Genomic DNA, 18,398 nt, shown 5'->3' with positions numbered 1-18,398 from the left:
CGTCGTTATTGGCTTCTTCGCGATTGATCATGAATTAAACCGGACACTACTGACCGGCTTTATTGATGCGGAGCGTCAACAACAGCTATCCATTAGCACGATGGAGAAACAGGGCGGAAGCACGTGTCCGGGGTGCGGCAGCGTTACATTGGTGTGCCAGGAGGGTTGCATGACCTGTTTGTCTTGCGGTTACTCCAAGTGCAGCTGAGGACTTGACGGATGTCGATATTTGTTCTATTTTTGTTCTCATGATGCAAGGCTACTCCCTCTCCGCTACCCTGCCCGAGGATTCTGGCCTCGGTGAACGCTTCTGGTACTGGCGCGGCGCTTCGGGCCAGTCCTACATTCATTCGATATATTCACCCGATCACTGTCCGCCAGTTGCCGGGGCGGTCTTTGTAATCGTCCGCAAGGCGGGAGGGACACGGTCAGCTATTGCCGTGGGTCGCTTCGACGCCGATGGGCTAGGGCCGCAGGGGATGTGCGCGCACTCCGCCGGTGATGAGATTCACGTTCATCTTCTAGCCCGAGACAGTGATGCTGCAGGGAAGGTGCGGGGCGATTTGGAAGCGGCACTGGATGATGGTGGCCCGGCGCTGGCTGAACCGAAGATTTGGCGTAAGCCGGTTCAGCTTGAACTCTTGGCGGCCTGATATCCCAGTCGATGACCAAGGCGCTCCAGTGCCGGATCATGGATACTCATCTCCCGCAGATGCGCCAGCGTATTCATGACGTAGTCGGTACAATGACCCGACACCCCCTGGCCAAGACGAACATGGTGCTCAAGGGCTTCATCGCTCAGAATTCCGGCATATTGGCTGTGCGCGCGATCAACCACATAGGTTACGGCATCCACCGTTCTGTCGCTTTCGGTGAGTTTGATATTCTTGCGCCTTTCCAGGTATACACTGGTCACCTGCTCGCGGGCCCGGAGATAGGCAATCGTCTTTTCCCAGCTTTCCGGCATGACTTGAAAGGCGATGCCGTGGCAAGATCCGCCGCGGTCGAGGCCAAGCACCAGACCCGGTCGTTCCGGAGTCCCGCGGTGGACATGGGAGTAGACGCATAGGCTGCGGTGATAGCCATGCACGCGCGCCGACTCGCTCCGAACGAAATCGAAGCCCGGGCGCCACATCAGCGAACCATAGCCAAAAATCCAGAACTGCTCCATTCTGACGACTTCACTAACGCGAAAGCAGAGCCGGGTTCAAATGTTGAATGCTGCCCCTCGCCCGTGGAGGATGTTCCTGCCATTGGCAATTTTCCTTCTGCTCGCTCTGCTCTGGACCATCTACTGGTTCGTTGCATCGGATATGGCAAGGGATCTACTTGTCGAAGAACGTGCCAAGCTCGCAGCGCGGGGATTGACAATGACCTGCACGCAGGAAGGCTGGTCAGGCTATCCATTCCACTTCGAATTCTCCTGCAGTTCACCCATAGTCCAATACGCGGGGAAAGTAGAAATCCGCTCCGCCAACCTGCTACTCGTTGCGCTCGCATACGCACCATGGCAGGTCGTAGCACTTATCGATGGGCCAACAACTATATCAGGCCTATCGATTGCACCTATCGAGGTGACACATCAGCGAGCGCTCGCCGCGGCCACATTCGACTCGTCATGGCAACCAAGCTTCTCGATGGAACTGCCCGCAGCATCGGCAGGGGGCTTTGGCGAAGCCGACAAGCTCATGCTGTTCACACGACCAGGCACTTCGGGCGGGACGGACTTCGCTCTTGAGGGAGAAGGCGTGACCTATCGGCCGGAAGGCAGACCGACGATCGACATCGATACTGGTAGCCTGCTAGGGACGCTGAAGATGGACAGGACCGTCACGGTCGAAAAGCTCGAACTCAGGCAGGGCCAACTCCGATATTGGGGATCTGGCAAGCTGGCCCTCGACGAGCAAAACCGGATCTCGGGCCAGATCGACACGGAGACAAATGACATCAGGACGCTTCTGAGCATCGCAGGACCCCAGCTTGGGCTAACGGATGGCAAATTGGCAAACCTGCGCACAATGCTGGGTCTGCTGGGTAACGATGCAAAGGCTCCGATTATCGCCCGCGAAGGGACCCTCTATCTCGGGCCATTTCAGATCACCGAGCTCAAGCCGCTCTACTGATTTTTCGGGGCGCCGCGGCCGAAATCCGGCGATGCCGTGTCCTGACCGGCAGCGATGATGCTTCGGCGGACCTGACGCGATCGCGTGAATACATCAAACAGCATGTCTCCATCGCCCCAGCGGATAGCGCGCTGAAGAGCAGAAAGATCTTCCGAGAATCGACCCAGCATCTCGAGCACCGCGTCCTTGTTGTTGAGGAACACGTCTCTCCACATGGTGGGGTCGGAGGCCGCAATGCGGGTGAAGTCGCGGAAGCCACCTGCCGAGAATTTGATGACTTCAGAGGACGTCACCTCCTCGAGATCCGCTGCTGTCGATACGATGTTGTAGGCGATGAGGTGTGGCAAGTGGCTGGTGATGGCCAACACCAGATCATGATGTTCTGGCGTCATAAGCTCAACATTGGAACCACAGGCACGCCAGAATTCGACAAGGCGTTCCACTGCTCTTGGATCTGCATCTGGCAGCGGAGTAATGATGCACCAACGATTGACAAACAACTCCGCGAAGCCCGATTCAGGGCCAGATTGCTCTGTGCCCGCGATAGGATGGCCCGGAATGAAATGCACCCCTTGCGGCACGTGGGGCAGGACGTCCTTGACAACAGCAGCCTTCACCGAGCCAACATCGGTCAGAATTCCGCCGGGCTTCAGTGTCGCGCTGATTTCCTGCGCCAGCGCGCCATACGTTCCGACGGGAGAACAGAGGAACACCAGATCGGCATCCTTCACTGCCTCTGCAGCACTTGGATAGATCCGATCGACCAGGCCGAGTTCCAGCGCCTTTGCCCGTGTGGCCTCACTTCGGGCAAAGCCGGTGACGTCGTCCGCGAGATTCTGCTTGCGTATCGCATGAGCGAGCGACGAACCGATCAGCCCGATGCCAATGAGGGCAACACGGTTAAAAAGCTTGCTCATGACAAGAAGTCTCTCATGCAAGTTACCAGGCCACGATTCGCTTCCTCAGCACCGACAGTGACGCGAAGCGCATTTGGAAGCCCATACGCATCCATACGGCGCACCACGAAGCCATTTTCCTGCAGGAATGCGTCTGCCACATGCGCGTGGTGCTTCTCGTTCGCTGGGAAATGCACCAATACGAAGTTGCCGACGCTCGGCGTTACCTTGAGATCTAGCGCGAAAAGTTCCTTGGTCAGCCACGGAAGCCACGTTTCGTTATGGGAAACAGCGCGCTCGATAAATTCATGGTCTTCGATGGCCGCTATGCCGGCAGCTATAGCAGGAGCGCTGACATTGAATGGGCCGCGCACCCGGTTCAGCACATCGGCCACATGGGCGGGGCAATAGGCCCATCCAAGTCGCAAGGCCGCAAGGCCGAATATCTTGGAATAGGTTCGCGTCATCACGACATTGTCTGACGTGGAGACGATTTCGATTCCCGCTTCGTAGTCGTTGCGCCGCACATATTCCGCATAGGCGGCATCGAGCACCAGCATCACATGTGCAGGGAGGCCGGCGTGGAGGCGCTTTACTTCACTGAAGGGAAGATAGCATCCTGTGGGATTGTTGGGATTGGCGAGGAAGACGATCTTCGTGCGCTCTGTCACCCGCGCCAATATAGCATCTACGTCAGCCAAAAACTCCTTCTCGGGTGCAATAACAGCCGTAGCCCCGTTAGACTGGATGGCAATCGGATACACGAGGAAGCCATATTGGCTGTAGATCGCTTCGTCGCCGGGACTCAGGTAAGCGTGTGCGATCAGTTGGAGCAGTTCATCCGAGCCTGCACCGCAGACGATGTTGTCAGCCTTGAGTCCAAAGCGCCCTGCGATGGCCTTCCGCAACAGGGTGGCTGATCCGTCTGGATAGAGCTCGAGAGTGCCAGCAGCCGCCTTGTAGGCTTCGATCGCTTTCAAACTTGCGCCTATGGGCGACTCGTTGGACGAAAGCTTGTGCACCTTGCTGCCCTTGGCACTGCTCTTTCCCGGCACATAGGCTGCAATATCGAGGATGCCAGGCTTTGGTTGCGGGCGAGAGCGGGTCATGGCGATACCTTGATGGGACGGGGATAGCGACCGGCGCGCCTGGCGCCGTGGTGAAGACTGAGAACGCCGTCGTCGAGAAAGCCCGGCAGACCGGCGAGGCACACACTGCCGGACCGTGTCTGCCAGAGCGCGCCGGGAACGCTTGCCAGTTCCCCCGGAACCAGAAGCAACGTCTCATCGTCACCGCTTGGATGTGGGGTGGAGTGGCCAAAGACCAGTATTTGCGGTTGGTTGTCGCCAATGATTGCGGGAAGCGTGGCTATCACCTGCGCGGTGCGCACGGCACCTGAAAGGAAACCTGCTGCCCACTCCGAACTGGGAGCGATAAGCGCAAGATCGCCATTCACCTTGCCCACTGCCTCTAAAGCTTGGCCAGGGCTGTGATGGAGTTCCACCTTCATGCCGATGAAATGCTGGGAGACGAGGAGCCGGGCACCAAGATCACTCCCCAACGCGAAATCCATGTGAAGTGTCACCGGGGCTTGTGACTGCTTGGAAGCTGACAGGATCACCCGCCAAAGACGCACCAGAAGTTCGGGGCTAAGCGAAGTACCGGCAGCAGCGATCAGCCTGCGCATCATAGTGGCCTCGCGGGCCGGGCGGAAAGGCGAGGCGGCGATTGTACCGTCCTGCGCCTTGGAGGCCTTGACCCTGGTGGTGGCGGCAAAGCGCTCTATCAGCAGGGCCAGGATCTGGTCGTCGATCGAATCGATCTCCCGCCTTATGGCGTCCAGAGAGGTATCGGGATTGTCGTTCGTCATTGATCGGCGAGCTCGCAGCAGCCCGGTGAATAAGGTCGCCGGGGCGCGTTATTCATAGGCACCGGACCAAAAAATGCAATCCTGACCTAGGGATGCCGCCATGCGCCCTTTGCGGGAACGGGCGCCAGAGCCGGGCGGCTACGCGCCGGGATACGACGCAGCCGCTTGCCTTGTGCCGCCGCATAGACCTGCTTTGTGGCCTCGACAATTATGGCGCCCGACAGCGCCGGCATGAGGCGGGAGCCGACCGCCTCAATGGCGGGAGCGGCCGAAAGTACCGCTCCCATCGTGGAGGGAGGGAAATACAGGGCATAGGACCATGATACCACCGAGAACTGGCACTCCTTCATGAGGGACGAGAGTTGAGGCTTAGAAAACGGCTGGCCGTGCCCGAATGGTGAAGTATCGAATCGCGCCCACACTCCACGCCGGTTCGGCACCACCAGGAAAAGACGCCCCTGAGGCGCAAGAACCCGCCAGATTTCGCGCAGCATTTCTTGGGGAGCATCCGTCAATTCGAGCCCGTGAACGACCAGGGCAACGTCCAGAACGCTTTCCAGTAACGGCAGGTCGCATTCATCCACCAGAGCCGACTGGACGGCGCCACCCTCGGGCCAACGGAAGACCCCCTGCCGGGCCATCATGAAGGCGAGCTGCGCTTCGGGCTTTTCGATGCAGTCAGCGAGATAGGGCATGGCATAGCCAAGGCCCATGACTCGGGCGCCTGACATGCCAGCCAGCTTCGGCTTCAACTGGCCGGCCAGTGACCGACGGGTGGCCATTCCGAGCCGGCTGCCGTAGAACTCTCTCAGGTCAACGATATCCATCACGATCCAATCTAAACCACCGCAGTAAACGGTTCACTCAGCAAGACAGCATCGGGAAGCGTCATGACAGGCCTCACCTTTCATCAGTTCATCTGCCGATCCGACAATTACGGCCTTCTGCTACATGACCACAAGAGTGGCGCGACCGCCGCGATCGACGCCCCCGATGCCGCCGAGATTGAACGCCAACTCGATGCCAGGGGGTGGAAACTGACGCATATCCTGACCACCCACCACCATGGCGACCACGTGGAGGGCAACCTCCCCCTCAAGCAGCGCTATGGCTGCAACATCACCGGCCCGAAGGATGAGGCCGCCAAAATTCTTGGTATCGACCAAGTGGTATCGGGCGGCGACCGCTTCAGCTGGGACGGACGCGAAGTGCTAGTGATGGACTGCCCGGGGCACACGCTCGGGCATGTTGCCTACTACATGCCGGCGGAAGAAGCCGTCTTCGCCGGCGATACACTGTTCTCACTCGGCTGCGGCCGGGTGTTCGAGGGCGCGATGGAGCAAATGCATCGCTCCGTCACCCAGTTCGCTTTGTTACCACCTACGACGCAACTCTTTTGCGGTCATGAATACACCCAGTCGAACGCGCGTTTTGCACTGTCCGTCGAGCCTGGCAACACTGACCTCGTGAACCGGGTTGCCGAAGTTGACCGACTGCGCGCGGAGACCAAGATGACATGCCCGTCCACAATTGGAATAGAGAAGGCAACGAACCCCTTCCTCCGCACAGGGAGTGCCGAGATCAGGAAAGTGCTGGGCATGGAGCACGCCAACGACATGGAAGTCTTCGCCGAGCTTCGTGAACGGAAAAACAGCTTCAAATAGTTGCAGGCACGTTCTTGAACAGCATGTCCTTGGCTGCGATCACTGCTCCGAGCGTGATGAGCAGGCAGGCGGCAACCACCGGCCACGTGAAGGATGCATAGCCTGCCAACACCAGAACCAGTGTCGACAGCAATGGTGATGCATAGGATGCAGCGCCCAGAACCATGATGTCGCCGTGCTTCACGCCGTGGTCCCAGGTGTAAAATGCAGCGCCCACCGGCAGCAGGCCAAGACCGGCCACAGCGCCCCACTGCGTTGCATCTGCCGGCCACACTGTCGTCTCGAACAAGACATGGCAAATGGCGGAGAGCGATGCCGTGATAAGGCAAAAGCCCGCTACGACATCCGTCGATACCTCGCCGAAGCGGCGTGAGAGAACCGAATAGCCAGACCAGATGATGGAGCACAGGAAGGCGAGCACGTGCCCCAAGGTAAAACCCTCGGTCAACGACAGGCCCTTGCCACGCGTGATGATGAGAACGGCGCCCGCAAGCCCCAGCACGACACCGATGACATGATGGAGACGAAGCCTCTCACCCGGGAGAAATGCCGAGAAAACAACAAGGAACAGTGGCCACAGATAAGCAATGAGGCTCACCTCAACGGCTGGTGCGGCACGGATGGCGCTGAAATAGACGAAGTGATAACCAAAGAGCCCTGCAACGCCGAGCAGCCAAACCTGCCAGCCCTGCCGCAGTGCTGAGATCGCTCCCTTGCGGAAAGGCCACGTGCTGGCGCCCATCAGGCCACCGATCAGGAACGTCATGGCCGCGAGCTGAAACGGCGGCACCTTGCCGCTTGCAGCGCTCAACAGCGCCAGCAGGGCCCACATCAGGACCGCAGTGAAGCCAATGAGGGTTGCTGTCGAACGGCGCATCAGGCCGCCTGTTGCCTGCGACCGCTGAGCCAGCGGTCACCGAAGATCGAGATCAGTACTGCACTGACAATAATAGACCCTCCAACGAATGCCGCATGAGCTGGAACTTCTCCCACGCCCAACCAACTCCAGAACGGGTTGAGGACCACGTCAAGCATTGCGACGAGTGTCAACGTCACGGCGGGTACGGTCTTGGCACCCTTTGCATACCAGACCAGTGGGATTGAGAGCTGCAAGGGGCCCATGAGAGCCAGCAGCAGAATCTCATGAATGTTGACCTGGAAGCCGCCGCCCGGATGCCCACCGAAGACATAGCCCAGCGCACCGGCCAGAAAGAAGGTGACGAAGCCGCCAACGCAGATGGCAGGCACCATGTCAAAGGCACGATAACGTCGCAGCATCATCGTCTGAACTGAGAATGATAGTGGAACGAGGAGGGCCACCAGAATGCCGATGACATTACCGGCCGAGAACCCGTCCCAAGCGATGATGCCAACGCCTATCACGGCCATGATGGCCGCCGCCCAAGAGGCCAGAGACGGCTTCTCATGGGTGAGCCAGGGGCTGAGCAGTCCGGCAAAGATTGGCGATAGCGCACCAATGACGGAGACTGTGGCGGTGCCCGCCAAGGTTAGCGAGGTTACATAGAGCGTAGAGCCAGCCGAAAAGAAACCTGCCACGGTGAGCATGGCCAGCAAGGGAATTTCCCGGAACTTGGCGATCGTCTGGTTGCCATAGATTGCGACCAGATAGGCGAGCAGAAAGACCGACATCCAGAAGCCGCGCCAGCAATTGATCTGCCAACCGTCGAGCCCGGGCATGATGCGCACGAACATGCCGGCAAGGCTCCAGCCGACGGTGGCGCCCATCACGAGTAGAATTCCCGTTCCGTATCCCGGCGTTCCTGCTCGCATGGGCGTCGACTGATTCGCTCCGTTCGAATTCAAGTTTTGCCCGCCAGATAGTCGTTCCGCAACGCTTGCGGATGTTGTCGCCTAAAAGAGGCCGGGCTATTCACCCGGCCTCTTTCTTACACTTCAGTGTGCACTCAGGCGCGGAGCGCCTTGTTCTCCGGATCGTAGGGGCTTTCAGGGATCACTGTGGCCTTGAATAGCTTGCCGAGAATCTTGATTTCAAGCTCGGTACCGATGGCCGAATGGTCCGGACGCACCATGCCCAGCGCCAACGACTTGTTCACGCGGAAGCCGAAGCCGCCGTTCGTCGCGCGCCCGATGAGCTGGCCATTGCGATAGATCGGTTCGGAACCACGAGCATCCGAGTCGCCGTCGCCAACCCCGTGCACTTCCATCGTGACGAAGTTCCAGCCAAGGCCGCTCTGCTTGGCTTCCACCAGCGCATCACGGCCAATGAACTGACCCTTGTTGGGATGGACGAACCGATCGAGCCCTGACTCATAGGCATTGTATTCGATCGACAATTCACGCGGCACGAGACGGTAGCTCTTCTCGATCGACAGCGACGACATGGCCTTGATGCCATAGAGGCGGATGCCGAATTCCTTACCCGCCTCCATGAGAGCGTCGAATAGCGCGATCTGCTGCTCGATCGGGTGGTGGAATTCCCAGCCAAGCTCACCGACGAAGTTCACCCGCAGCGCATGCGCCGTGCAGTTGCCTACGCTGATTTCCTTGCCCGAAAGCCAGGGGAAGGCCTCGTTCGAAAGGTCTGCATCAGTCAACTTCTGCAGGATCTTGCGTGAATTGGGGCCTGCCAGCACAAGCACACCAAAGCGCGTGGTAATGGCATTGAGACGCACCGAGCCATCCGTCGGGCAGAGCTTCCTGAGATAGTCGTGATCATGGCGCTCATATGCGCCGGCGGATACCAGATAGAAGCGGCCAGGCGCCCACTCATACACGGTAAACTCGGAACGAACGCCGCCGCGTGGGGTGAGAAGATGGCACAGGGCGATGCGGCCCATTTTCTTAGGGATCTTGTTGGCGAGAATGGCTTCGAGCCATTCGCGCGCGCCGGTACCTGACACTTCCATCTTGGCGAAGGCCGACATGTCCTGGATCGCGACGTTGTTCATCACGTTCCGGCATTCCTCACCCACGAAGGGGAAGTAGTTGGAACGGCGGAACGACCACTTTTCCACGATCCGGCCATCGTTGGTTGCAGGGGCATGATTGTGGTTGGTGAGCACGTCTGGGCTCGCCAGCTGTTCCTTGGTGAGTGCGTAGCCTTTCGGCGCAAACCAGCCCGGACGCTCCCAGCCATAGACGGAACCGAACACGGCGCCGAGATCCTTCATGCGATCATAGACGGGAGTGCGCTTCAACGGGCGGGCGGCGGAGCGCTCTTCGTCAGGATAATGTGGCGTGAAGACGTTGGCATAGGCTTCCTCGTTCTTGGTCTTGAGGTAGCCTCGCGTCGCATAGGGACCGAAACGGCGCGGGTCGACGCCCATCATGTCGATTGACGGTTCGCCCTCGACAATCCACTCTGCCAGCTGCCAGCCAGCGCCGCCGGCAGCAGTAACGCCGAAGGAGTGGCCCTCATTCAGCCAGAAGTTCTTCTTGTCCCATGCTGGGCCGATGATCGGTGAACCATCAGGAGTATAGGCGATGGCGCCGTTGTAAACCTTCTTGATGCCCACTTCGCCAAAGGCAGGAACGCGGGCAATGGCGGTTTCAATGTGCGGCGCCAAGCGGTCGAGATCTTCCTGGAAGAGCTCGTATTCACTCTGGTCCGAAGGCCCGTCCATGTAACAGCAGGGCGCGCCATGTTCGTATGGTCCGAGCAACAGGCCGCCGTTTTCCTCTCGCATATACCAGGAGGAATCGGCTTCGCGCAGTACGCCCATCTCAGGATGTCCCTTGGCCTGGCGCTCGCGGATGAGCGGGTGCGGCTCAGTCACGATGTACTGGTGCTCGACCGGGATTACCGGAACGTCGAGGCCCACCATCGCGCCCGTCTTGCGGGCGAAGTTGCCAGAGGCAGACACGACGTGCTCGCAGGTGATGTCGCCCTGGTCGGTCTTTACCAGCCACTCGCCGTTGGTCTTCTGCTCGATACCGGTGACCGTGGTGTTACGGTAGATTTCGGCACCGCGCGCGCGTGCTCCCTTGGCCATCGCCTGGGTAAGGTCAGCCGGCTGGATATAACCGTCATCGGGATGCTGGATGGCGCCCAGAAGACCGTCCGTCTCGCACAGCGGCCAGATCTCCTTGACCTGAGCGGGGGTCAGCATGTTCACCTTGATGCCAATGGTCTCGGCGACACCGGCGTAATACATGAACTCGTCCCAGCGGTCCTTGGTGCGGGCGAGACGGATGTTGGAGACCTTCTTGAAGCCCACGTGCTGTCCGGTCTCGGCCTCCAGGGAATCATAGAGCTTGACCGAGTACTTGTGGATCTGACCCACCGAGTAGGACAGGTTGAACAGCGGCAGCAGACCCGCGGCGTGCCAGGTGGAGCCGGACGTCAGCTCCTTCCGCTCGATCAGGACGACGTCACTCCAGCCCTTCTTGGCCAGGTGGTAGAGCGTGCCGACGCCCACCACGCCACCGCCGATGACGACCACGCGCGCATGTGATTTCATGGGTAAATCCCTCAAAGAACCCCGGAATGGAATTGAGCGCACAATAGTGAGCCCCATTCAACAGTCGTGAGGTGGAACGACCGGGGCAGGGCGGAATCCGACACTCAACCGGAGAAACCGCCGGCTTTGAGGAACACCAGTTCATCAGGTGTCGATACCCGCCCCAGAACCGGGTTTCGGTGGGGAAAGCGTCCGAAACGGGCAATGATGTCGAGGTGGACCTTCGCCCAGTGGGCCATTTCGGATAGTCCCATGGTCTGGAAAAGCGCGACGCCTCTGTGCTGGGCATCAAGGTCCTCTGCGTGCTCATAGGGCATGATCAGCCACCGGGCGCGGGGGGCAGGAAGCCTCTGGTGGAAACCCTGCCCGATCCAGCGCTTGGCGAGGCGCAGCGCCCTGGCATCGGCGGCAAACGCCAGAGGGTTGTCGCGATGGATATTGCGCGACACCTGATCAAGCAGGATGATGAGGGCCAGAGCGCCTTCAGGGGTCCCGCCCCATGTGTAGAAGGCTCCATCGCGCGCCTGCGCAAGTGCTTGGCCGAAGCGTACTCTCAAGGCGCCATCGAAGGCTGGATCCTTGAAGAACCAGCGGCTCTCCCCGGCCTGTTCCCAGAAGTCAGTCACATCATGAGGTGTCATGTGAGCCTCATGTGCGTTTCGATGAAACGGGCAAGTGCGGTCACATCATCGCGGTCGAACACGGGCACGGGTGCGGCGGCAATCATTCCATTGGCGGCTATGGCGACCACGGTTGGGTCGTCCCCGGCAAGATCGGGATGCGAGAGCTCCAGGTTGCGTACCTCGATCTTGTCATGCGAGTCACGCTTGTAGCCTTCAACAATGACGAGGTCACAGGGTGCCAGCTTGCCAAGGATTTCCTCCAGCGAAGGCTCGGGCTCCTCCCGCGACTCATGGATGATCGCCCAGCGGTGGCGCGATACGACCGCAACCTCGGAAGCGCCCGCCTTGCGATGACGAAAACTGTCCCGCCCCTCATGATCGATATCGAATGAGTGATGGGCATGCTTCACAGTCGATATGCGATGACCACGCCGCGTAAGCTCGCTGACCAGCTTCTCGACCAGTGTGGTCTTTCCCGCATTCTTGAATCCGGCAACACCGATGACCTTGTTCATGGATTGAACACTGCCGCAATCCGCTCTGCCTCCGCAAGCTCCTCGGGGGTGTTGATGTTAAAGAACGGGTCATAGGGCATAGTCGTCCACTCGACGATGGCGGCACTACATGTCCTGCACCAATCCTGCAGGCGGGGCGTTCGTGATTGTTGAACTGCGTCCTCGATCGCCGGCAGCAGCGCCGGTGACCACAGCCCAGTGAGATAGTGTGATTGCCCAGCTGATGCAGCAATGGCGGCCTCGCGGTCCGAGGCAAGGAGTTTTTGCAGAAGATCAGCCGGAAGGAACGGGGCATCGGATGGTGCTGTCAGAACAGCATCGAAACCATTGTTCTTTGCAAATACCAGCGCTGCGTGGAGGCCGGCGAGCGGCGTGCCAATATCGCCTCGCAGATCATTGATGATGGAAAGGCCCAATCGGGCAAAGCGACCAGCGTCACCATTCGCGTTCAGTACAATTGCATCAGTCTGAACAGATAGACGAGTAATGATCCAGTCAATGACGGTCCGTCCACGGAGCAATTCAAGTGCTTTTTCCCGCCCCATGCGCGAGGACCGTCCGCCAGCGACGATGACGGCACAAACCCTCATGCGTGTGAATAGATCCGCTGTGGGGGAATCCAGATGGTGATCCAGTCACCCTTGCGGATGACACCTTCCGCTTCGATCCAACCCACAATGCCGCGCTTGTGCATGGCGGCAGAGACGAATCCCTTCTTCTGTTCCGGATGGTGCCTGGTGATGATATCCGCAGGGTAGCGGCAGGGATGGTTCTCCGCATCGACCACAATCATTGCCCCGGACGGAAACTGCAGCCGCGTCGAGGGTGGCAGAAGGGTAAGGTCCGGGATGCCCCTCGTCACGACGTTGGCACCGACCCAATCGGGCTTCACCACCGGGATGCCCATCACGCCCGCGACTTCGGCCAGTTCCTCGACCGAAAGAATCGACACCTGGCGCGAGTTCCTGACTTCGGTGTTACGCTTATACTGCTTCAGCATGCGGCTGTCGGACTTGCGGGTGAGGCCGCCATGGCAATCGCCCGCCATGCCGATAAACAGGAAGCGCGCCTCCGAAACCTCATGTTTCTCAAGGCCGGTGTCGCGGTCGGGGCTGGCGAGGAGCAAGTCTACGGTGCCCTCGAATGCAAGTTTCGTGAGAAGTTCCGGCAAGTCTGTATCTCCCCCATAGGCAATGCTAAACTCTACCGCCAGCATGACCCAAAATCATTCCGAAAACACGCTCGACCTGTCAGGCCTGCTCTGCCCGCTTCCCGTGCTGAAAGCCCGCAAGCGCCTGGAGGCCATGGATCCGGGCTCAATTCTCAAGGTCATTGCCACGGACCCCATGTCCGCAATAGACATGCCCCACTTCTGCAACGAGCAGGGCCATACGCTGCTGGACCAGCAAAAGGATGGCCCTGCCCACATATTCAGGATCAGACGGAAATGAGCTTCGATTTCGGTGCATTCAACAACTGGGGCAGCCTCAAGAAGGTGGCGATCCGCGACGTTGACCAGGCTTTCATCAGCGACGCCAAGATCGACGCCGAATGGAAAGACCTGAATTTCCATTCGCGCCCCGACCTCGCCAGTGCACGCAAGGAATACAAGGTCGTGGAAGACATTCTTTCTGCGTCTGGCGCCGAAGTCATCAAGCTTCCCGCCGCACCCGGCCTGACGCTCGATTCGATCTACACACATGATGCCCTGATCATTACCCCGCGGGGCCTTGTGAAGCCGCGCATGGGCAAGCCGCAGCGGCGCAAGGAATCCGAGATCAATGGCGGGGCGCTCGAAGCCCTGGGGTTCCCCATCGCGGGCGAAATCACCGGCGAAGGCAAGGTCGAGGGCGGAGATCTCGTGTGGATCGACCGTTACACACTGATGGCCGGCGTGGGCTACCGCACCAATCTCGAGGGGTTGCGGCAACTCGGTGAACTGGCGGGTCCGGACGTCGAAATTCTGTGGTTCGACATGCCGCACTACAAGGGCCGGTCGGACGTGTTCCATCTCATGTCCTGCCTGTCGCCGCTGGACCATGACCTCGCCGTCGTCTACCCACCGCTGATGGCCGCCCGGCAGGTCGAATTCCTCGAATCCCGCGGCATCAACTTCGTGGAAGTTCCAACAGAGGAGTTCGACACCATGGGATGCAACGTTCTGGCGCTGGGACCGCGTCATGCCCTGATGGTCGAAGGCAACCCCGAAACCGAACGTCGCATGAAAGCGGCGGGCGTCAAGGTCGACGTCATCAAGGGTTACGACATATGCCGAAAGGGAGAGGGCGGCCCCACCTGCATGACGAGGCCGCTCGTCCGCGCCTGACCAGAAGTTCGATGGCCGGGAAAACCCCGGCCATCGATTCCTAAGCCAGCAGTTCCTGGATCTTCTTCGAGAAACCCACCGTTACACTACCGTCCTTGTGCTCGATGATTGGCCGGCGGATCAGCGAGGGATTTTCCACCGCAAGCGCCACGGCCTTGGCCTCGGTGAGGTTCGCCGTCTTTTCCGGCGGCAGGCCGCGCCAGGTGTAACCAGCCCGATTTATCATCTTCTCCCAGCCGCCGAGCGCCTTGGACCACTGGGCAACCTGGTCCCTGGTAACGGGGCTTTCCTTAACGTCAGAGAAGCTGTTCCTGATCTTGTGCTCATCAAGCCAGTCAATGGCCTTCTGGCAGGTGGAGCATTTGGAAAGTCCGTAAAGCTTGAGGGTCATGGCGCCATTTACCTGTTGAGCGAGAGGGTCTTGTCCGTGAAAGCTTCCGCCCCGCCGGTGATCTGGTCGGTAAAGGCGCGGAACAACCCCTCGATCATGGGCTTCTCGATGTCTTTGACGATGAACACGAGACGGGTCCGCTCATCCTTGTCCGGCCAGGCAGGAAGCCTCACTGGTGGGTGGAACACGTGTTGGACCCCATGCAGGACCACCGGGCGTGACGGATCGTCGGAAACCTTCACGATCCCCTTCATGCGCAGCATGTTGGCGCCGTGGTAGGACTTCAGCAGTTCCATGAACAGCTCCAACCCCTGCGGGCTGATGGCATTTGCCTCGCTGAAAATGAAGGCGCGGATGTGTTCGTCATGACGTGACGTGTCGTGATCATGTTGATCGTGGCTATGATGGTGCCCATGGTCAAGGCCGCGGCGACCGCGCCGTCCGCGCTTCTCGCCGGTTTCGTAGGCCTCGGCCGCCAGCCAGGACTGAACGTCCGCCGTCTTCGTCTTGGGGTCGAAAAGCCCCATGGTGAACAGCCGCTCAGCGGTGGCCTCGTCGCGATGGGTGGTCAGGAGCCGCGCCGCCGGGTTGAGCTTGCGCAGGCGTCCGATGATGGCGAAGAGCATGTCTTCGCCCTCTCGGCCGACCAGCAGGTCCACCTTGGTCAGCACGATGCGATCCGCAACCGCTACCTGCTTGACGGCCTCAGGGTGGGCATCGAGCGTCGCCATGCCATTGAAGGCGTCGACCACGGTGATCACGCCCTCAAGGCGGCAGGCCGCGAGCAATCCCGGCTCGCTCATCACCGCGTGCAGCACGGGAGCCGGATCGGCGAGGCCCGTCGTCTCGATGACAATACGGTTGAACGCCTTGATCTCTCCCCGACCGCGTCGTGCAAGCAGATCGTGGATGGTATCGATGAGGTCACCGCGGATGGTGCAGCACAGGCAGCCAGATGCCAGTTCGATAACGTTCTCGTCCGCCCGCTCGACCAGCAGGTGGTCGATACCAACGTCGCCGAACTCATTGATGATGACGGCGGCACCTGACAGGAACGGGTCCTTCAGAAGGAAGTTGAGAAGCGTGGTCTTCCCGGCCCCAAGAAAGCCGGTGAGGATCGCGACGGGAATGGGAGCATAGGCCATGAAACTATTTCTTCCACTTTCCGAGAACGCTCGATGCCACAAGAGCGGCGAGAACAAGTCCGCCTCCGGCATATTGGTTCATCTGTAGCCTTTCACTGAGGATCATGGCCGCTGTCGCCGTCGCCACCACCGGCTCGAGATTGTAGAACGGAGCGACGGTAGAGGCCGGGGCGAAACGCAGTGACAGCATCTGAGCCATGTAGGCGATGATGTAGACGACTGCCACGCCGGACATGAAGAGAAGCCCCGTTGTCGTAGCTGGTCCGCCAGGCAGGAAGCGCAGCGTGCCCGAGCCCGCATACAGGGCAATGAGCAGGACGGGAGGCATGATGACGATGTGGACGAGACTGCCGAAGGCGGCGGGCGTCATGTAGCGGGAAATGGCCCGGCCTGAAAAGAATTGCAGGGTGGCACCGGCGGAACCGAGCGCCGCCAGAAGAATTCCCCTTATGTCGAGGCTGTCGAAACTTGGACCCACGGCGACCGCCAGTCCGGCAAAGGCAGTCACGGCGATCAGGATGCGCAGGATACCAGGATTTCGACCTTCAACCACCGGTGCGAGAATCATGATCAGTACCGGGAAGAGATAGAAGATGATGACGGCAAGCCCCACCGGAATGAACTGCACCGACCCGAGATAGGCAACCGAAACGAAGAGCGTTGCAATTGATTGGCCAATGAAGCTTGGCAAGGCACGCTTCGGGATTACCATCCGCTCGCCCTGCGCCACGGCAATCACAGAGAAGACGATGGCGATCATGAAGGTCCGAAACAGCGTGCTTTCGATCGCCGGAACGCCATTGCCGATTGCGCCACGCACGAAATTGGGCACCAGGCCATAAAGTCCGGCTGCGCCAAGTGCGCAGGCAATCCCCAATCCCGCCCGATTTATCATCCCAATCAGTTCTTCTTCTTTTTCTTGGCGGTTGATTTCTTCTTGCCAGACTTTTTCACGTTGTCGTTCTCGGGGTCAGCCATGATAGGTGATGGTGCGGGATCAGGAACCAGAGCCGCGATCTTTGCAAAGGCTTCCGGCGGGATGACTTCGCACGGCGCCTTCTCGGCATGGTAACGCTCGCAAGCTGCTTCGCTGGTGGGTTTGTCGAGATTCCACATCGCGGCGGCAAAACCCATCTCTTCGGGCAGGCGAATGACACCGGGCGTCCCTGAAAGCTGCATTCCCGATGCGCTCAGCATGCGCCCGCGCAATGCCATGTCAGCCGTCGATGAATTCTCATAGTTGCCAAATGAGATACCCCAGCCACCAAGGCTCTTGGACATGGCCAAGGTCACTGGCTTCTGTTTGCACACTTGCGAGGTCATGTCCGTCGGCACAATGCTGCCGGTCTGAACATTAGGAATGGATTGCAGCTTCGAACGCGCGGCCACCGGGCGCGAGAAGCCATCTGTCAGCAGCATCTCGGCAAGATCCACGCGGTGCTTGCCGCTGTTAGCACCGAAGATCACTGAAGCCAGTCTCCGCCCGTCATGGGTGGCTGTGGCAACGAGGTTGAAGCCCGAATTGCACACGAAGCCGGTTTTCATGCCGTCCGACTCCTTCATCTGCCGCAGCAGGGAGTTGCGATTGGAAAGGCGACGCTTGCCGATGCTGAGGAAGGGCTGCGAGAAATAGTGATCGTATTCCGGAAACTCCCTCAGGATGGTCGAAGCAAGAATCGCGATGTCACGCGCAGTGGTGATGTGGCGGTGATCGAACAGGCCATTTGGGTTGACGAAATGACTGCCAGTCATGCCGAGTTTTTGGGCCTGAGCGTTCATCTCCGCCGCGAAGGCTGAGATGCTGCCATCGGCTCCCTCGGCCAGCACATACGCCATGTCATTGGCGGAATAGACCAGCAGCGCCTGGAGTGCGAAGTCGACACTCACTGTCTGTCCGACTGGCACGCCGATCTTGCTCGGCGGTTGCGAATGAGCGAGTTCGGAGACCGGAAGCTTCTGATCAAGCTTGAGTTGGCCGCTCTTGAGCTTCTGGAAAATGATGTAGCCCGTCATCAGCTTTGTGATGGACGCAGGGTACCAAGGTTCGCCGGCACGATCCTGGGAGATCACTTCTTGCGTGGCGGGATCAAACAGCAGGGTCGGACCTGCGGCGAAGGCAGGGGGCACCATACCCATCAGGACGAGCGCGAGAAGGATGCGTCGGAGGGTCGGCAAGAGAGGTCTGCTCCAGGTCAGGCGGATGGGGCCAAGCCTCTCTGTCATCACAGGAATCGGTCCAATCTGCGGCAGCCACAATGCGTTGCTGGTGCCCCTGGAGGGACTCGAACCCCCACGCCCTTGCGAGCAACAGATTTTGAGTCTGCCGCGTCTACCATTCCGCCACAGAGGCAAGCCGGACCCGCATAGTTGCCCGCCCTTGCGCCGTCAACCGTAAAGGGGGAG

Annotated in this window: 22 protein-coding genes and 1 tRNA gene; 6 read left to right on the top strand and 17 right to left on the bottom strand. The window is 59.5% G+C overall.

Annotated elements, in window-relative coordinates; genetic code table 11:
• The coding region (locus WCJ41_RS04975) for a hypothetical protein (RefSeq protein ID WP_336904728.1) at window positions 1-208 on the top strand (208 nt) is incomplete at its 5' end.
• A gap of 4 nt (window positions 209-212) precedes the next feature.
• On the top strand, window positions 213-653 hold the full coding sequence (locus WCJ41_RS04970; protein ID WP_336904727.1) for a hypothetical protein: 441 nt from the start codon (window positions 213-215) through the stop codon (window positions 651-653).
• Here WCJ41_RS04970 and WCJ41_RS04965 read toward each other — a convergent pair.
• On the bottom strand, window positions 629-1,171 hold the full coding sequence (locus WCJ41_RS04965; protein ID WP_336904726.1) for a gamma-glutamylcyclotransferase: 543 nt from the start codon (window positions 1,169-1,171) through the stop codon (window positions 629-631). The two genes, WCJ41_RS04970 and WCJ41_RS04965, sit on opposite strands and share 25 nt — an antisense overlap.
• Before the next feature lie 82 nt (window positions 1,172-1,253).
• On the opposite strand from WCJ41_RS04965, the gene WCJ41_RS04960 reads away from it, so the two are divergent.
• Window positions 1,254-2,123 (top strand): DUF2125 domain-containing protein, encoded by an 870-nt coding sequence (locus WCJ41_RS04960; protein ID WP_336904725.1) that lies wholly within the window; start codon window positions 1,254-1,256, stop codon window positions 2,121-2,123.
• Here WCJ41_RS04960 and WCJ41_RS04955 read toward each other — a convergent pair.
• The 4 genes from WCJ41_RS04955 to WCJ41_RS04940 form a co-directional block, all read right to left on the bottom strand.
• Window positions 2,117-3,040, bottom strand: coding sequence for a prephenate/arogenate dehydrogenase family protein (locus tag WCJ41_RS04955; protein ID WP_336904724.1), 924 nt, complete (start codon window positions 3,038-3,040; stop codon window positions 2,117-2,119). The genes WCJ41_RS04960 and WCJ41_RS04955 overlap by 7 nt on opposite strands.
• Window positions 3,037-4,128 carry a histidinol-phosphate transaminase gene (gene hisC / locus WCJ41_RS04950; protein ID WP_336904723.1) on the bottom strand — a complete coding sequence of 364 codons (1,092 nt, stop codon included), beginning with the start codon at window positions 4,126-4,128 and terminating at the stop codon, window positions 3,037-3,039. The genes WCJ41_RS04955 and hisC overlap by 4 nt, the downstream gene beginning before the upstream one ends.
• Complete coding sequence (locus WCJ41_RS04945) at window positions 4,125-4,889, bottom strand: chorismate mutase (protein ID WP_336904722.1); 765 nt, start codon at window positions 4,887-4,889, stop codon at window positions 4,125-4,127. The genes hisC and WCJ41_RS04945 overlap by 4 nt, the downstream gene beginning before the upstream one ends.
• A gap of 86 nt (window positions 4,890-4,975) precedes the next feature.
• The gene (locus tag WCJ41_RS04940) at window positions 4,976-5,716 is read right to left on the bottom strand and encodes a methyltransferase domain-containing protein (protein WP_336904721.1); all 741 of its coding nucleotides are present in this window, start codon (window positions 5,714-5,716) and stop codon (window positions 4,976-4,978) included.
• 63 nt (window positions 5,717-5,779) lie between these two features.
• Here WCJ41_RS04940 and gloB point away from each other — a divergent pair, with 63 nt between their 5' ends.
• A complete protein-coding gene (gloB, locus tag WCJ41_RS04935) occupies window positions 5,780-6,553 on the top strand; it encodes a hydroxyacylglutathione hydrolase (RefSeq protein ID WP_336904720.1) in 774 nt (257 codons plus the stop codon).
• On the opposite strand, the gene WCJ41_RS04930 is transcribed toward gloB, so the two are convergent.
• From WCJ41_RS04930 to WCJ41_RS04900, 7 genes are all read right to left on the bottom strand, one after another.
• The gene (locus tag WCJ41_RS04930; RefSeq protein ID WP_336904719.1) at window positions 6,546-7,430 is read right to left on the bottom strand and encodes an EamA family transporter; all 885 of its coding nucleotides are present in this window, start codon (window positions 7,428-7,430) and stop codon (window positions 6,546-6,548) included. The two genes, gloB and WCJ41_RS04930, sit on opposite strands and share 8 nt — an antisense overlap.
• A complete protein-coding gene (locus WCJ41_RS04925; protein ID WP_336904718.1) occupies window positions 7,430-8,344 on the bottom strand; it encodes a DMT family transporter in 915 nt (304 codons plus the stop codon). Before WCJ41_RS04925 ends, WCJ41_RS04930 begins: the two co-directional genes overlap by 1 nt.
• 134 nt (window positions 8,345-8,478) lie before the next feature.
• Window positions 8,479-10,995, bottom strand: coding sequence for an FAD-dependent oxidoreductase (locus WCJ41_RS04920; RefSeq protein ID WP_336904717.1), 2,517 nt, complete (start codon window positions 10,993-10,995; stop codon window positions 8,479-8,481).
• 104 nt (window positions 10,996-11,099) lie between these two features.
• Window positions 11,100-11,636, bottom strand: coding sequence for a DUF924 family protein (locus WCJ41_RS04915; RefSeq protein WP_336904716.1), 537 nt, complete (start codon window positions 11,634-11,636; stop codon window positions 11,100-11,102).
• Window positions 11,633-12,133, bottom strand: coding sequence for a molybdopterin-guanine dinucleotide biosynthesis protein B (gene mobB / locus WCJ41_RS04910; RefSeq protein WP_336904715.1), 501 nt, complete (start codon window positions 12,131-12,133; stop codon window positions 11,633-11,635). The genes WCJ41_RS04915 and mobB overlap by 4 nt, the downstream gene beginning before the upstream one ends.
• Window positions 12,130-12,723, bottom strand: coding sequence for a molybdenum cofactor guanylyltransferase (locus WCJ41_RS04905; protein WP_336904714.1), 594 nt, complete (start codon window positions 12,721-12,723; stop codon window positions 12,130-12,132). Before WCJ41_RS04905 ends, mobB begins: the two co-directional genes overlap by 4 nt.
• Window positions 12,720-13,304, bottom strand: a complete 585-nt coding sequence (locus WCJ41_RS04900; RefSeq protein WP_336904713.1) for a molybdenum cofactor sulfurase — start codon at window positions 13,302-13,304, stop codon at window positions 12,720-12,722. The genes WCJ41_RS04905 and WCJ41_RS04900 overlap by 4 nt, the downstream gene beginning before the upstream one ends.
• Window positions 13,305-13,347: 43 nt before the next feature.
• Between WCJ41_RS04900 and WCJ41_RS04895 the strand changes: the two genes are divergently transcribed.
• Window positions 13,348-13,584 carry a sulfurtransferase TusA family protein gene (locus tag WCJ41_RS04895; protein WP_336904712.1) on the top strand — a complete coding sequence of 79 codons (237 nt, stop codon included), beginning with the start codon at window positions 13,348-13,350 and terminating at the stop codon, window positions 13,582-13,584.
• Window positions 13,581-14,459, top strand: a complete 879-nt coding sequence (locus tag WCJ41_RS04890) for an arginine deiminase family protein (protein WP_336904711.1) — start codon at window positions 13,581-13,583, stop codon at window positions 14,457-14,459. The genes WCJ41_RS04895 and WCJ41_RS04890 overlap by 4 nt, the downstream gene beginning before the upstream one ends.
• Window positions 14,460-14,499: 40 nt before the next feature.
• Here the strand turns inward: WCJ41_RS04890 and WCJ41_RS04885 are convergent, their stop codons facing one another.
• From WCJ41_RS04885 to WCJ41_RS04865, 5 genes are all read right to left on the bottom strand, one after another.
• The gene (locus WCJ41_RS04885; RefSeq protein WP_336904710.1) at window positions 14,500-14,850 is read right to left on the bottom strand and encodes a Spx/MgsR family RNA polymerase-binding regulatory protein; all 351 of its coding nucleotides are present in this window, start codon (window positions 14,848-14,850) and stop codon (window positions 14,500-14,502) included.
• Window positions 14,851-14,858: 8 nt separating this feature from the next.
• Entirely contained in the window at window positions 14,859-15,995 is a 1,137-nt protein-coding gene (locus WCJ41_RS04880; RefSeq protein WP_336904709.1) for a GTP-binding protein, read from the bottom strand.
• Window positions 15,996-15,999: 4 nt separating this feature from the next.
• Window positions 16,000-16,890, bottom strand: a complete 891-nt coding sequence (locus tag WCJ41_RS04875) for a DMT family transporter (protein WP_336904708.1) — start codon at window positions 16,888-16,890, stop codon at window positions 16,000-16,002.
• A 5-nt stretch (window positions 16,891-16,895) separates the two neighbouring features.
• Window positions 16,896-18,251 carry a D-alanyl-D-alanine carboxypeptidase family protein gene (locus WCJ41_RS04870; protein WP_336904707.1) on the bottom strand — a complete coding sequence of 452 codons (1,356 nt, stop codon included), beginning with the start codon at window positions 18,249-18,251 and terminating at the stop codon, window positions 16,896-16,898.
• 8 nt (window positions 18,252-18,259) lie between these two features.
• Window positions 18,260-18,345: transfer RNA gene (locus WCJ41_RS04865), tRNA-Leu, on the bottom strand.
• Window positions 18,346-18,398 lie beyond the last annotated feature (53 nt).

Origin of the sequence: Aestuariivirga sp. (assembly GCF_037139295.1) — a bacterium.
Classification (GTDB): Bacteria; Pseudomonadota; Alphaproteobacteria; order Rhizobiales; family Aestuariivirgaceae; genus Aestuariivirga.
This window is presented reverse-complemented; position numbering and strand designations above follow the sequence as displayed.